The following is a 13,746-nucleotide window of genomic DNA, read 5'->3' as shown; positions in this document are numbered from 1 at the left end:
GTGAAAAATCTTCACGACGTGACCATCCGGCGTGCCCGGCGCCACAGGCAAAATCTGTCCGGAAAATATGCCAAGAGCACTGGTCTGAATACCCCCATGCAAAGCGTCTCGGAGTGGCCTGCTCCCGGGGGGGGTTGTACCGCTGCCGGCCACCCGGGAGGATCCTCGACCGGACCAGGCGGGCACATCAACGGGAGGGCGAACGATGGGTGACACCCCGGCCGTACGGATCGAGCGCGACGGCCCCGTCCTCACCGTCGTCCTGAGCCGCCCCGAGGTGCGCAACGCCGTGGACGGCCCGACGGCAGCGCTGCTGGCCGACGCCTTCCGGCGGTTCGAGGCGGACGAGGACGCCGCGGTCGCCGTGCTGTGGGGCGAGGGTGGCACGTTCTGCGCCGGCGCCGACCTCAAGGCCGTCGGCGGCGAGCGCGGCAACACGGTCACCGCTGACGGCGACGGCCCGATGGGCCCGACCCGGATGCGGCTCGGCAAGCCCGTGATCGCCGCGGTCTCCGGCCACGCCGTGGCCGGCGGTCTGGAGCTCGCTCTCTGGTGCGATCTGCGCGTGGCCGAACAGGACGCGGTCTTCGGGGTGTTCTGCCGCCGCTGGGGCGTCCCGCTGATCGACGGCGGCACGGTGCGGCTCCCGCGGCTCATCGGGGAGAGCCGCGCCATGGACCTGATCCTCACCGGTCGCCCCGTGCCGGCGGCCGAGGCCTACGACATGGGTCTCGCCAACCGGCTCGTCCCGCACGGGGAGTCCCGGCGCGCCGCCGAGCGACTCGCCCGCGAGATCGCCGCGTTCCCCCAGCTGTGCCTGCGCCACGACCGGCTGTCCGCGCTCGAACAGCACGGCCTGCCCGAAGCCGAGGCGCTCGCCGGCGAGTACCGGCACGGTCTCGTTCCCCTGACCGCCGGCGAGACCCGATCGGGCGCGAACCGCTTCGCCGAGGGCGCGGGCCGCCACGGGTCCTTCACGGACTGATGCGTGCCCCGCGCGCCGGATGCACCGTCGGGCCGAGCGGCACCGGCGGCGATCCGCCGCCCCACGGCGTCCGCCGCCCGCGCGCCCCGGCCGTGCCGCCCCGCGGACGGCGGGGCAGCCGGCCAGGTCCGCACCGCCGGTGCAGGCGGCGGCCCGGTCCCTACCGCTTCACCTTGCGCGCGGCGCGCAGCCACTCGCGGTTCATCGCGGTGATCGACGGGAGCGGGATGCCCTTCGGGCAGGCCGTCGCGCACTCGCCGGTGAGGGTGCAGCCGCCGAAGCCCTCGTCGTCCATGGCCGCGACCATGTCGAGGACCCGGGTCTCGCGTTCCGGCGCGCCCTGCGGGAGCACGTTGAGGTGGTTGATCTTCGCCGAGGTGAAGAGCATCGCCGAGCCGTTGGGGCAGGCTGCCACGCACGCGCCGCAGCCGATGCATTCGGCGTGCTCGAAGGCGGAGTCGGCGTCGGCCTTGGGGACCGGCGTGGCGTGCGCCTCCGGCGCGGAGCCCGTCGGGACGGAGACGTAGCCGCCGGCCTGGATGATCCGGTCGAAGGCCGATCGGTCCACGACCAGGTCCTTCACCACCGGGAAGGCGGAGGCGCGCCAGGGCTCGACGTCGATCGTGTCGCCGTCCTCGAACGAGCGCATGTGGAGCTGACAGGTGGTGGTGCGCTCCGGGCCGTGCGCGTCGCCGTTGATGACGAGCGAGCATGCCCCGCAGATGCCCTCCCGGCAGTCGTGGTCGAAGGCGACCGGCTCCTCCCCGCGCAGGACGAGTTCCTCGTTGAGCGTGTCGAGCATCTCCAGGAACGACATGTCCCGGGAGATGCCGTCGACCTCGTAGGTGACCATGGCGCCGGGTGCGTCGGCGTTCTTCTGGCGCCAGACGCGCAGTCTGAGCTTCATGCGTAGCTCCGCTGGGTGGGGTGGACGTACTCGAAGACAAGGTCTTCCTTGTGCAGCACGGGCGGGGCGCCGGTGCCGGTGAACTCCCAGGCGGCGGCGTAGGAGAACTCCTCGTCCCTGCGCTCCGCCTCTCCGTCCGCGGTCTGGGACTCCTCCCGGAAGTGGCCGCCGCAGGACTCCGACCGGTGCAGTGCGTCGAGGCACATCAGCTCGGCCAGTTCCAGGTAGTCGACGACGCGGTTCGCCTTCTCCAGCGACTGGTTGAACTCCTCTCCGGTACCGGGCACCTTGATCCGGCGCCAGAACTCCTCGCGTATCCGCGGGATCCGGTCGAGGGCCTTGCGCAGCCCGGCGTCGGTACGGGCCATGCCGCAGAACTCCCACATCAGCTCGCCGATCTCGCGGTGGAACGAGTCCGGCGTACGGTCTCCGTCGACGGAGAGCAGCAGGTTCAGCCGGTCCTCGGTCTCGGCGAGCACCCGGGCGACCACCGGGTGTGCCGCGTCGACGGCCTCCGTGTGCGGATGGCGGGCCAGGTAGTCGTTGATGGTGGACGGCAGGACGAAGTAGCCGTCGGCGAGGCCCTGCATCAGCGCGGAGGCACCGAGCCGGTTGGCGCCGTGGTCGGAGAAGTTGGCCTCCCCGATCGCGAACAGGCCCGGCACGGAGGTCTGGAGGTCGTAGTCGACCCACAGACCGCCCATGGTGTAGTGCACCGCGGGGTAGATCCGCATCGGCACCTCGTACGGGTTCTCCGCGGTGATCCGCTCGTACATGTCGAAGAGGTTGCCGTACTTCTCCTCGACCTCGGCCCTGCCCATGCGGCGGATGGCGTCGGCGAAGTCGAGGTACACGCCCTGACCGCCGGGTCCGACGCCGCGGCCCTCGTCGCAGACGTTCTTCGCCGCGCGCGAGGCGATGTCGCGCGGAACGAGGTTGCCGAAGGACGGATAGATGCGCTCGAGGTAGTAGTCGCGCTCGCCCTCGGGGATCTGGTTGGCGGGGCGCGTGTCGCCCTTGGCCTTCGGCACCCAGATCCGGCCGTCGTTGCGCAGCGACTCGCTCATCAGCGTCAGCTTGGACTGGTGGTCGCCGGTGCGCGGGATGCAGGTGGGGTGGATCTGGGTGAAGCAGGGGTTGGCGAAGTACGCGCCGCGCCGGTGGGCCCGCCACACGGCGGTGGCGTTGGAGTTCATCGCGTTCGTCGACAGGTAGAAGACGTTGCCGTAGCCGCCGGTGGCCAGGACGACGGCGTCGGCGAAGTACGTGTCGATCCGGCCCGTGATCAGGTCGCGGGCCACGATGCCGCGGGCCCGACCGTCGACGACGACCAGGTCCAGCATCTCGGTGCGCGGGTGCATCTCGACGTTGCCCTCCGCGATCTGCCGGGACAGCGCCTGGTAGGCGCCGAGCAGCAGTTGCTGGCCCGTCTGGCCGCGGGCGTAGAACGTCCGGGAGACCTGGACGCCGCCGAAGGAGCGGGTGTCGAGGAGACCGCCGTACTCCCGGGCGAAGGGCACGCCCTGGGCGACGCACTGGTCGATGATCTCGACGGAGATCTGCGCGAGGCGGTGGACGTTGGACTCCCGCGCCCGGAAGTCCCCGCCCTTGACGGTGTCGTAGAAGAGGCGGTGGACGGAGTCGCCGTCGTTGCGGTAGTTCTTGGCCGCGTTGATGCCGCCCTGGGCGGCGATGGAGTGGGCGCGGCGCGGCGAGTCCTGGTAGCAGAACTGGACGACGTGGTAGCCCTGTTCGGCGAGGGTCGCGCCGGCCGAGCCGCCGGCGAGTCCCGTGCCGACCACGATCACGGTGTGCTTGCGGCGGTTGGCCGGGTTGACCAGCTTGGCACCGAAGCGGCGTCGGTCCCAGCGGTCGCCGATGGGGCCGTCGGGCGCCTTGGTGTCGGCGATCGGGGCGCCGGTCTCGTAGTTCGGGTAACTCATGTCAGCTCACGACTCCGGTCATGACGGCGACGGGTACCGAGACGAAGCCCACCGTCAGCACCAGCGCGAGGCCGTCGGCCGCGGCCTTGAGCGCGCGGTCGCGGCGTGCGCTGCCCGCCCCGAGGGTCTGGGCGGCGCTCCAGAACCCGTGGCGGACGTGCAGGCCGAGAGCGAGCATCGCGGTGAGGTAGACCGCGTTGCCGTAAGGGGTGGAGAAGGTCGCTACGACGTTCTCGTAGGGCCTGCCCGGCTGGGCGTTCTCGTTGACGGTGAGCGTGGTCAGGTCCAGCAGGTGCCAGACGATGAACAGCCCGAGGATGATGCCGCCCCAGCGCATGGTGCGGGTGGCGTAGCTCGCGCGCCGGCGCTTGTGGACGTACCTGCTCGGACGGGCCCGGATGTCCCGCCTGCTGAGCTGGTACGCCGACACGCCGTGCAGGACGACGGCTGCGAGGAGCACGAGGCGGGCGATCCACAGCGCCCACTCGTAGTGGAGGAACGGCTCACCGAGCGTGCGCAGCCAGTGGGCGTAGCCGTTGAACTCGTCGGAGCCGAAGAAGATCTTGAGATTGCCCAGCATGTGGACGACCAGGTAGCCGAGCATGATCAGGCCGGTAACGGCCATCACGGTCTTCTTGCCGACGGTCGATCCCCAGATCGTGCGCGTCATGGACGGCCGTCGGTCCGTCCGGGTTGCCAGAGCCATGGACACAGACGCTAGGCGCGGAGGCCTGAGAGGTCCAAGACATGGTCCAGCTGATATCGATAGACAGGGGCTATCGTGGGGGGATGCAGTTCCAGCAGCTCCAGTACTTCGTGGCCGTCGCGGAGACGCGGCACTTCACCCGGGCCGCGGAGCGTGTGCACGTCTCCCAGCCCTCGCTCTCGCAGCAGATCCGGGCGCTCGAGAGGGAGCTGGGGGCGGAGCTGTTCAACCGGGCGCGCGGCAACATCACCCTCACCGACGCGGGCGAGGCGCTGCTGCCGCCGGCCCGGCGGATCCTCGCCGACGCGGACACCGCCCGGCACGAGGTGCAGGAGCTGGCGCAGCTGCGCCGGGGGCGGGTGCGCCTGGGGGCGACGCCGAGCGTGTGCACGGGTCTGCTCCCGGACGTGCTCCGGGCCTTCCACGATCTGCACCCGGGGATCGAGCTGCTGATCGAGGAGGGCGGCTCGCACGACCTGGTACGGGAGCTCGCGCGCGGCGCGCTCGATCTGGCGCTGGTAGTACTGCCGCTGCCGACTCCCTCACCGGCGCTGACGACGGTGGAGCTGCTTCAGGAGGATCTGGTGGTGGTCTCCTCGGCGGCGTCCCCGGCACCGCGCCGGCCGGTGCGGATCGCGGACCTCCAGGGCGAGCCGCTCGTGATGTTCCGGCACGGCTACGACCTGCGAGAGCTCACGGTGGCGGCGTGCCGCGCGGAGGGCTTCGAGCCGGCGTTCACGGTGGAGGGCGGGGAGATGGACGCGGTGCTCGGCTTCGTACGGGCCGGGCTGGGCCTGGCGGTCGTCCCCCGCATGGTCGCGGCACGCGCGGGCCGCGACCTCCGGGTCACCGCCCTCGCCCGCCCCGGCCTGCGCCGCACGATCGCGCTGGCCCACCGCAGCGACGTCGCGCCACCGCGTGCCGCCCGTGAACTCCAGCACCTGCTCCTGCGGACGCGGGCGGCCGCTCCGCAGGAGCCGGGCTCCGACGCGTAAGGCGCCGGGGTCCCGGTTCCGGTTTCCCACCCCCTGCCCCTGCCCCTGCCCCTGCCCCTGCCCCTGCCCCTGCTCAGTCGACCATCGCGGTGGCTTCGATCTCGACCAGGTGCTCCGGGACGTCCAGGGCCGCGACGCCCAGCAGGGTGGCCGGCGGCACCGGGGTCACCCCCAGCTTCGCGGCCGCACGCGCGATGCCCTCCATGAGCAGCGGCATCTTCTCGGGCGTCCAGTCGACGACGTACACCGTCAACTTCGCCACGTCGTCGAACGAGGCCCCGACCCCGGCCAGCGCGGTGCCGACGTTGAGGTAGCACTGCTCGACCTGGCCGGCGAGATCGCCTTCCCCGACCGTGACCCCGTCGGCGTCCCAGGCGACCTGTCCGGCGACGAAGACCAGTTTCGACCCGGACGCGACCGACACCTGACGGTAGGCATCGATCTCCGGCAGTCCGCCGGGGTTCACCAAACTGACGGCCATGCTGCCGCCTCCTTGTCCTGGCTCACGAGGACGCCCCGGCCCGGGTCCACCGGACAGGGCGCCTTCGGTCTCTTGTGGTTACTCGGTAACCGTAGGAGACTGGCCCCTGACATGGAAGAACGCACTTTTCAGTGACTGGGGAACCTGATGGTGACCAAGCAGTTCACGGGCTCGCCCGACGAAGCGGACCTCCGGCGCGCGGACTCCCTGGCACGGGAGATATTCGCGGACGTCGCCAACAAATGGGCGCTCCTGATCATCGAGGCCCTGGGTGAGCGCACTCTGCGCTTCAGCGAGCTGCTCGTCGAGGTGGAGGGCATCAGCCACAAGATGCTCACCCAGAACCTGCGCATGCTGGAGCGCAACGGCCTGGCCCACCGCAAGGTGCACCCCACCGTGCCGCCGCGGGTCGAGTACAGCCTCACCGAGCCGGGGCTGGCCCTGCGACGGACCGTTGACACGATGTGCGACTGGACCCACCGGTACCTCGGGCACATCGAGGCCTCCCGCAGCCGCTTCGACGCCTGACGGTTCCACCCGCTCCCGCCGCCCGGTTCCGAACGTCCGGTTCCCGGCTCGAACGGAAACCGCGCGAAGGGGGCGACCGAGCGCCGGTGGCGCGGACAAGGATCGCCCCCGGCCCCTGACCGGTCACTACGGCAGCCGCCACGGGCCCAGGCGGTGTTCGGGCCGGGCCACCGGTATCCCGTGCCCCGAGCGTCGGCGGCGCCGGGGCCCCGGGGGCCCTCGCGCGCCCCCGGTCAGGGCTCCTCGGCGGTCCGGCGCGGCACCGGCTAGACCGCGTCCGCGAGCGACAGCGTGTGCAGACGGTCCGGCGGGCCCGGCCGGGCGTAGTACCAGCCCTGCGCCGTGTCGCAGCCCAGCTCGCGCAGTTGCTCGGCCTGGACGCCGGTCTCCACGCCTTCCACCGTCACCGCCAGCTCCAGGCTGTGGGCCAGCGAGACGATGCCCTCGACGATCTTCCGGTCCACCGGATCCGCCGGGTGCTGCTGCATGCCCCGGGTGAAGGAGCGGTCCAGCTTCAGCACCCTCACCGGGAGCCGCCTAAGACTGGCCAGGTTCGAGTAGCCCGTGCCGAAGTCGTCGAGCGCGATGTCGACGCCCATCTCCGCGAGTTGCCGAAGCGGCTTGAGCAGGTCCTCGTCCGCTCCGATCAGCGCGGACTCGGTGACCTCCAGGCACAGCGCGCCGGGCGGCAGGCCCGAGCGTTCCAGTACGTCCACGGTGTCGGCGACCAGGCCCGGGTGGTGCAGCTGGGTCGGGGACAGATTGACGTTGATCCGCAACGGCGGTACCGAACAGCCCGGTTCGGCCTGCTCGTGCCAGAAGCGCGCCTGCCGCACGGCCTCCTGCAGGACCCACCGGCCGAGCGGCACGATCAGCCCGGTGTGCTCGGCGAGTGGGATGAAGTGGTCCGGCCCGAGGACCCCGTGCTGCGGGTGCAGCCAGCGCACCAGTGCCTCCGCGCCGTGCACCCGGCCGTCGCCGAGGTGCACCAGCGGCTGGTACTCGATGAAGAACTCGCCCCGCTCCAGGGCCGCAGGGAGCGCCGTGGTGAGCCCGTGCCGGGTGATCGCGCGGGCGTCCGCCTCCGGGTCGGCGAGCTCGAAGCGGTTCCCACCCGCGGACTTGGCCCGGTACATGGTGATGTCCGCGCTGCGCAGCACCTCCGCCGAGGTACGCTCCCCGGCCGGCCCCTCGACGATCCCGATACTGCCCCGGACGCTGATCTCCCGGCCTTCGAGGGTGATGGGCGCGGCCAGTGCGGCGAGGATCCGGGCGGCGAGCTCGCTCACCTCGCACTGGGTCTCCCGGCCGGTCGTCAGCGCGACGAACTCGTCACCGCCGAGCCTGGCCACCATCTCCCCGGGGGCCGTGGCGCAGCTCTGCAGCCGGTCGGCGACCTCGACGAGCAGCCGGTCGCCGGCCGAGTGGCCGAGGCTGTCGTTGATCGCCTTGAAGCCGTCGAGGTCGAGGTAGCAGAGCCCGAAGCGGACCCCGTCGCCGGCCGCCAGCGCCTTCTCCAGGCGCTCGAAGAACAGGGTCCGGTTGGGCAGCCCGGTGAGCGCGTCGTGCGTCGCCTCGTAGCGCAACCGGAGGTTCAGCAGCCGCCGTTCGGTGGTGTCCTCCATCAGCGCCAGCTGGTACTGGGGCAGGCCGTCGGCGTCCCGCAGCAGCGAGACGGTGAGGTTCGTCCAGAGCACCGTGCCGTCGTTGCGGTAGAAGGGCTTCTCGACGCGGTAGTGCTCGCGTTCGCCGCGTACCAGCTCTTCGTACATGTTCCAGGTCTGCGGGCGGTCCTCCGGGTGTGCCCATTCGTTGACCTTGCGTCCGCGGACATGGTGCTCCAGCCCGCCGAACATCCGGGTGAGCGTGTCGTTGACCTCCAGGACGTTGCCGTCCAGGTCGGCGATGCCGATGCCGATCGCCGCGTCCTGGAACACGGCGCGGAAGCGCGTCTCGGTGGCGTGCAGGGCCTCCATGGCCACGCTGCGCGCCGCCAGCGCCGACCGGGCGATGGCCTCCTGCTCGCTGAGGGTGCGCTCCCTCAGCGCGAGGGCGTACCCGGCGGCGAGGGCGTGCTGCAGTCTGGCGCAGCGGGCCCGGCTGTCGTCCGCGGGCTCCTGGTCGTTCCCGCAGTACAGGACCAGGTAGGCGTCGACGACGCCGAGCGTACGGCTGAGGGCGTCCGGGTCCGTGCAGTGGGCGTCGACGAGGGCGGCGCCGACCCGCTGGGCGGCTCCCGGGTCGAACGGGCGCGTGTGCAGTGCGTCGCTCAACTGCCGTGCCAGCGGCAGCAGATGCCCCTCGAACTCGGGACGGGTCAGCGACGTGGCGGTGACCGGGAAGATCGCCCGGCTCCAGATGGTCGCGAACCGTCTGAGCCTGTCCTCCAGGTCGTCCGGGCCCGCCGTCGGGCCCGCTGCCTGCGACGGCGTCATCACGCCTTGCGCCCCACCCCTGCGTAGCCGGAGAACGCGTATGGGTCCTCCTGCGCGTCCGGTGTCTCGGGCCGCCAGTCCGGCATCGACACCAGTCCGGGCTCGACCGTCTCGAACCCGTCGAAGAACCGTGCGATCTCCTCCCGCGAACGCATCACGAGCGGGTTGCGGATGTCCTTGTAGACCCCGACGGCGCCGCCCGCCTGTTCCTTGGGCAGCGGGATGCCCTCGTACGAGGCGTGGGTGATGACGACGAGGCTGCCGGGGGCGAGCTCGTCCCGCAGTGCGGCGACGGACCGCCGCGGGTCGTCGGAGTCCTCCAGGAAGTGGAGGACGGCGACGAGCAGCAGGGCCACGGGCCGTTCGAGGTCCAGCAGCCGGGTGGTCTCGGAGTGCGCGAGGATGTCGGCCGGCCTGCGCAGATCGGCCTGGACGATCCCGGCTCGCTCGTTCCCCTCCAGCACCGCCTGGCTGTGGGCGACGGCGACCGGGTCGTGGTCGACGTACACCACCCGCGCCTCGGGGTCGGCCTTCTGCGCAACCTCGTGGGTGTTGCCGAACGTCGGTATGCCGGAGCCGATGTCCAGGAACTGGTTGACGCCCTCGCTCACGGCGTAACGTACGGCACGGCGCATGAAGGCCCGGTTCGCCTGCATGATCTTGGGGAGGCCCGGGAGGAACTGCATGGCCTTCCGGGCGGCTTCACGATCGACCTCGAAGTTGTGCGAGCCGCCCAGGTAGTAGTCGTAAATGCGGGACACGCTCGGCACCGAGATGTCGATGCCCGGCGGGGCCCAGGCGGGACGCTCCATTGATGTCTCCAACAAGTCGCCACGGGGATTAACGGCCATTCGCACGGCCGGTGTTCGAGCCGAGGCTACTGATCGCCCGCCAAGAGAGCGAGCAGAAACGGAAATTAACGGTCCGTTCTTGGTCACACGCCACCGGCACGTGCTGGCAGGAACCACCGCAAACAGCCGACCCGCCGTACGCGGGGGCGTGACGGCGGGCCGGTGGCCGGAGCGCTGCGTGGGGACCTACTTGGGCGCTCCGACCGGCTTGCCCTGGGGCGACATGGCGTACCAGGTGCCGCCCACCCCCTGGCCGTTGGTGTCACCGGGCTTCTTGTCGCCCGCGAAGGTGTAGATCGGCCAGCAGTCGATGGTCTGCTGCTTGATTCCGTCGGGACGGTCGAAGGTGACGAAGCCCTTCTTCAGAATGCCTTCGGTGTCGTTCTTGTCGACGGGTGCGACGACCGGCCACTTCTCCAGACAGGCCCCCGTGCAGGCGGTCTTCATCGGCCAGGCCGAGTCCTTCATGAAGCGGTAGACGGTCATTCCGTTCTTGTCGACGACGATCTCGCCGAGCTTCGGGTCCTTGCGGACGGAAAGGCCGGCGAGGTCCGAGGACCCGCCGCCGGCCACCTCTCCGCCGCCACCACCGAGCGCTGCCTTCTTCCCGTCGGGCGCCGACGCGAACCAGGTGCCGCCGACCCCTTGTCCGTTGGCGTCCCCGGGCTTGGTGTCCTTCGCGTAGCGGTACATCGGCCAGCCGCCGACGGTGAGCTGCTTGGTACCGTCGGCACGGGTGACCGAGCCGATCAGCGAGGCGTCGGTCCCGGGAGCCGGAGTGACATCGCCCGCGGCCACCACCGGCCACGCCTTCGCGCAGTCGCCGTTGCAGTTGGACGTCACCGGGTCGACGGAGTCCTTGTCGAAGCGGTAGAGGGTCAGGCCGTCGCTGTCGGTGAGTACCTCGCCGAGCTTCTTGCTCTCCCACACGGCGAGTTGGCCCGCCGTCTTCGGCTTCGCGTCCGCGGCACCGGCGTCCGCACCGCCACCGTACCCGGGTCCGTAGCCACTGTTGGCGGCGGGCTGCCCGGCGGGGTTGACCGCTCCGACGGCCTGACCGTTCGGCTGCGCCTCCGTCTCCTGACCGCACGCCGTCGTCAGCGCGAGTACGGCCGCCGCGGTCACCGCGAGCGAGGCGTTCCGCCAGGTCTTCATGTCAACTCCTGTAGCCCGGTGTCCGTTGTGGCGCCCTTGGTGCGCCGTTCATGGCCCTAGGTACGCGCGGCGAGGCGGGGTGTGTTCAACGGCCGGCGGAAAAAATCCTCGCGGGGCCGCAAACACGATCCCGGGACATCCCCACCATCAGGCGAATCGCTCCTCCTCCGGGCGTGTCCGGCCCTCGCGTGGATCATGCTCACCGGCGTGTACGGATCGCTCGTCGCGCGGCTGCTGTCGGCCGCCGCACTCGCCTGGCTGCTGACGGCCCCGCTGCCCGCCGCGGCCGACTCCTGCTCGTACGCCTCGATCGGCCCCGGCGGGCCGAACGGGCCGGGCTCCTCCGTCGCGGTCGCCGGCGGCGCCCACTGCACGGCGGGCCCGGTCCCCGTTCCCGAACCGCCGCCTACACCGCCGCCACCACCACCACCACCGCCACCACCACCACCGCCGCCGCCACCACCGCCGCCACCACCACCACCGCCGCCTACACCGCCACCGCCGCCACCACCCGCACCGCCCCGGATCGAGCCCGCTCCCCCACCACCGCCGTCCCCGCCCCCGAAGGCCCGCCCCGCACCGCCGCGGCCGACGCCGGTCGCCCTCCCCCACTACCGCAGGCCCCAGCGCGAGGAGCCGCGAGGCGGACCCTCGCTGGTCTCCCTCACGCTCCTGATCACCGCACCCGCCGTGCTCGCTGCGGCGTTCCTTCGCCCCCGATCCCGCTAGCTCCCGGAGGTTCACTTGTCGGAGTGGGTCGTACTGTCCCTCGCCATGGCCGCGGCGTGTGCGGTCGTCCTCGCCATCACCGTCATCAACCAGCGGCGGGTCGGTGACGACGACGACCCGTCGGAGACCCCGGACGTCATCGAGTACATGACGATGATGATCGGCGTGGTCTACGCGATCGTCCTCGGCCTCGCCATCGCGGGTGTCTGGGAGGCGCGCGGCGCCGCCGAGGACTCGGTACGCCAGGAGGCCCAGGCACTGCACGAGGTGAGTGCGCGCGCCGAGGTCTACCCGACCGAGGCGCGCGCCCGGATCCGCGACAGCGTCGACGCCTATGTCTCGCACGTCGTGAACACGGAGTGGCGCCACATGGTCGAGAAGGGCGAGCTGACGGAGGAAGGCACACGGCGGCTCGATCAGGTGCGCAGGGACGTGACGGGCTACGTACCCAGGAACGACCACGAGGGCCAGGCGTACCAGCCCCTGGTCGACCAAGTGGCGGCGGTGGACGACGCCCGTGGGGCCCGGGGACAGGGCGCCGAGGCGACGATGCCCGGGGTGGTGTGGTTCGGCCTGGTCGCGGGAGCCGTGGTCACCGTCGGCCTGATCTTCACCCTGCAGATCCGCCGGACGTTCCGGGAACTGCTGCTGGCCGGACTCTTCAGTGCACTGATCGCGTTCCTGCTCTTCCTGATCTGGGATTTCGACGCGCCGTTCGGACGGGGCCTCTCAGCTGCCCCCGGGCCGTTCACGGAACTCTTCCCGCACGTCCTCGGCTGAGCACGACATCTCCGGGTGGCGCAAGCCGGGAAGACCGCCGGTGCGCCACCCGGGGGACAAGCGTGCCCCATTCGCCCGTCTGAGATCGCGGGGGTGAATGCGCACTTCTAGCGTTTCGGTCATCGAGGTGCATTCCCTGCCCTTGTGGAAAACCCTTCCGCAACTGCTCCTCGGGGACCCGGAGGATTGCCATGCGCGCGATACCCGTCGCGTCCGCCGCTCTCGCGGGAGCGGCCGCCCTCGCCCTGACCCTTCCCGCCGCGGCGGCCGACACCGCCGGCGGCGCCGGCGCCAGCATCCGCAAGCAGCCGTTCTCGTTCGCCGTCACCCCCTCGACCGTCGCCCCGGGCGGTACCGTCACTCTGGGCGTGTCCGGCTGCAACACCACGGCCACGGCCTCGTCGGGCGTGTTCGACACCGTGACCATCCCGCCGCGCCAGACCGCCACGGCGCGGGTCGACCTGGACGCACGGCGCGGTGCCGTGTACTCGGTCCAGTTCACGTGCAACAACCAGACCGGCACCACGGACCTCACCATCTCCGGCGGCAGTGGCGCGGCGGCCACGCCGACCATCCGCTCCACCAGCACGGCCGCCCCCCAGCCCCGGGGCGTCAAGGGCGGTCAGGGCGGCAGCATCGGCGCTATGAACGCGGTGGAGATCGCGGCAGGCGTCGTGCTCGTCCTGGCAGCGTCCGGTGGTGTCGTCTACGTCGTGCGCCGCCGCTCGGGCAGCCGACTGCACTGACTTCTCACCGCCGGCTCCCGTCCCGTTCGGGTCGGCCCGCAAGGCCCGTCGCCCCGAGTCCTGAACCAGGATGACTCGGGGCGGCGGGCATTGCGGGCCGACCGGGGGGCTTGGCCGCTTCAGGCCTCTCCGCCGCTCATGCTGCGGCGACGCCGGAGGAGGTACACGGCGCCACCGACGGCCGCAGTGGCGACGAGACCGCCACCCACGGCCATCTCGGTGCTGGAAGGGCCCTGCGAGCCACCGAGACCACCCCGGGCACCGCGGCCCGAGAGCACGATGAAGGTGCGTGTCGCGATCCGGTTGCTGTCGTGGCACCGGACGGCCAGGTTGTACTGGCCCGGGGTCGCACGGTCGAAGATGCGGGCCGTGGCGACGGCGACGCCCGCCCCGCCCCGGAAGTTGTCGGAGTGATCGCGGTCGTTGCGGCGGTTGTCGTTGCGACCGTTGTCGTTACGGCGGTTGTCGTTCCGGCCGTTGTTGTTGCCACCCTGATCGTTACGGC

Annotated in this window: 13 protein-coding genes and 1 pseudogene; 6 read left to right on the top strand and 8 right to left on the bottom strand. The window is 71.3% G+C overall.

The features are described 5' to 3' along the window. The first annotated feature begins 205 nt into the window (after positions 1-205). A complete protein-coding gene (locus tag QMZ92_RS03065; RefSeq protein ID WP_283295662.1) occupies positions 206-985 on the top strand; it encodes a crotonase/enoyl-CoA hydratase family protein in 780 nt (259 codons plus the stop codon). 160 nt (positions 986-1,145) lie between these two features. On the opposite strand, the gene QMZ92_RS03060 is transcribed toward QMZ92_RS03065, so the two are convergent. From QMZ92_RS03060 to QMZ92_RS03050, 3 genes are read right to left on the bottom strand one after another with little or no spacing between them, the layout of a single operon-like run. Next, positions 1,146-1,892, bottom strand: a complete 747-nt coding sequence (locus QMZ92_RS03060) for a succinate dehydrogenase/fumarate reductase iron-sulfur subunit (protein WP_283295661.1) — start codon at positions 1,890-1,892, stop codon at positions 1,146-1,148. Next, entirely contained in the window at positions 1,889-3,835 is a 1,947-nt protein-coding gene (locus QMZ92_RS03055) for a fumarate reductase/succinate dehydrogenase flavoprotein subunit (protein WP_283295660.1), read from the bottom strand. The genes QMZ92_RS03060 and QMZ92_RS03055 overlap by 4 nt, the downstream gene beginning before the upstream one ends. 1 nt (position 3,836) lies before the next feature. Beyond that, positions 3,837-4,541 (bottom strand): succinate dehydrogenase, encoded by a 705-nt coding sequence (locus QMZ92_RS03050; protein WP_283295659.1) that lies wholly within the window; start codon positions 4,539-4,541, stop codon positions 3,837-3,839. Positions 4,542-4,624: 83 nt separating this feature from the next. Here QMZ92_RS03050 and QMZ92_RS03045 point away from each other — a divergent pair, with 83 nt between their 5' ends. Further along, a complete protein-coding gene (locus QMZ92_RS03045) occupies positions 4,625-5,536 on the top strand; it encodes a LysR family transcriptional regulator (RefSeq protein WP_283295658.1) in 912 nt (303 codons plus the stop codon). Between the two features lie 73 nt (positions 5,537-5,609). Here QMZ92_RS03045 and QMZ92_RS03040 read toward each other — a convergent pair whose 3' ends face one another. Continuing rightward, positions 5,610-6,017, bottom strand: coding sequence for a RidA family protein (locus tag QMZ92_RS03040; RefSeq protein WP_283295657.1), 408 nt, complete (start codon positions 6,015-6,017; stop codon positions 5,610-5,612). A gap of 147 nt (positions 6,018-6,164) precedes the next feature. On the opposite strand from QMZ92_RS03040, the gene QMZ92_RS03035 reads away from it, so the two are divergent. Next, on the top strand, positions 6,165-6,545 hold the full coding sequence (locus QMZ92_RS03035; protein ID WP_283295656.1) for a winged helix-turn-helix transcriptional regulator: 381 nt from the start codon (positions 6,165-6,167) through the stop codon (positions 6,543-6,545). Between the two features lie 266 nt (positions 6,546-6,811). Here QMZ92_RS03035 and QMZ92_RS03030 read toward each other — a convergent pair whose 3' ends face one another. The 3 genes from QMZ92_RS03030 to QMZ92_RS03020 form a co-directional block, all read right to left on the bottom strand. Further along, positions 6,812-8,980, bottom strand: coding sequence for a putative bifunctional diguanylate cyclase/phosphodiesterase (locus tag QMZ92_RS03030; RefSeq protein ID WP_502961980.1), 2,169 nt, complete (start codon positions 8,978-8,980; stop codon positions 6,812-6,814). Further along, on the bottom strand, positions 8,980-9,792 hold the full coding sequence (locus QMZ92_RS03025; protein WP_283295654.1) for an SAM-dependent methyltransferase: 813 nt from the start codon (positions 9,790-9,792) through the stop codon (positions 8,980-8,982). The genes QMZ92_RS03030 and QMZ92_RS03025 overlap by 1 nt, the downstream gene beginning before the upstream one ends. 225 nt (positions 9,793-10,017) lie before the next feature. Then, positions 10,018-10,986, bottom strand: coding sequence for an SCO0930 family lipoprotein (locus tag QMZ92_RS03020; RefSeq protein ID WP_283295653.1), 969 nt, complete (start codon positions 10,984-10,986; stop codon positions 10,018-10,020). A 207-nt stretch (positions 10,987-11,193) separates the two neighbouring features. Between QMZ92_RS03020 and QMZ92_RS03015 the strand changes: the two genes are divergently transcribed. From QMZ92_RS03015 to QMZ92_RS03005, 3 genes are all read left to right on the top strand, one after another. Then, positions 11,194-11,715: a hypothetical protein gene (locus QMZ92_RS03015; protein ID WP_283295652.1), complete on the top strand. Its 522-nt coding sequence runs from the start codon at positions 11,194-11,196 to the stop codon at positions 11,713-11,715. A 15-nt stretch (positions 11,716-11,730) separates the two neighbouring features. Continuing rightward, positions 11,731-12,495: a bestrophin-like domain gene (locus QMZ92_RS03010; protein WP_283295651.1), complete on the top strand. Its 765-nt coding sequence runs from the start codon at positions 11,731-11,733 to the stop codon at positions 12,493-12,495. Between the two features lie 191 nt (positions 12,496-12,686). Continuing rightward, positions 12,687-13,241, top strand: a complete 555-nt coding sequence (locus tag QMZ92_RS03005) for a hypothetical protein (RefSeq protein WP_283295650.1) — start codon at positions 12,687-12,689, stop codon at positions 13,239-13,241. A gap of 119 nt (positions 13,242-13,360) precedes the next feature. Here QMZ92_RS03005 and QMZ92_RS03000 read toward each other — a convergent pair. Further along, positions 13,361-13,746: pseudogene (locus QMZ92_RS03000) on the bottom strand (hypothetical protein); the annotation flags it as partial.

Source organism: Streptomyces sp. HNM0645 (assembly GCF_030056615.1).
In the GTDB taxonomy this organism is placed as follows: domain Bacteria; phylum Actinomycetota; class Actinomycetes; order Streptomycetales; family Streptomycetaceae; genus Streptomyces; species Streptomyces marianii.
Note: the sequence above shows the minus strand (reverse complement) of the source record. Positions and strands in the feature narration are given on the sequence as shown.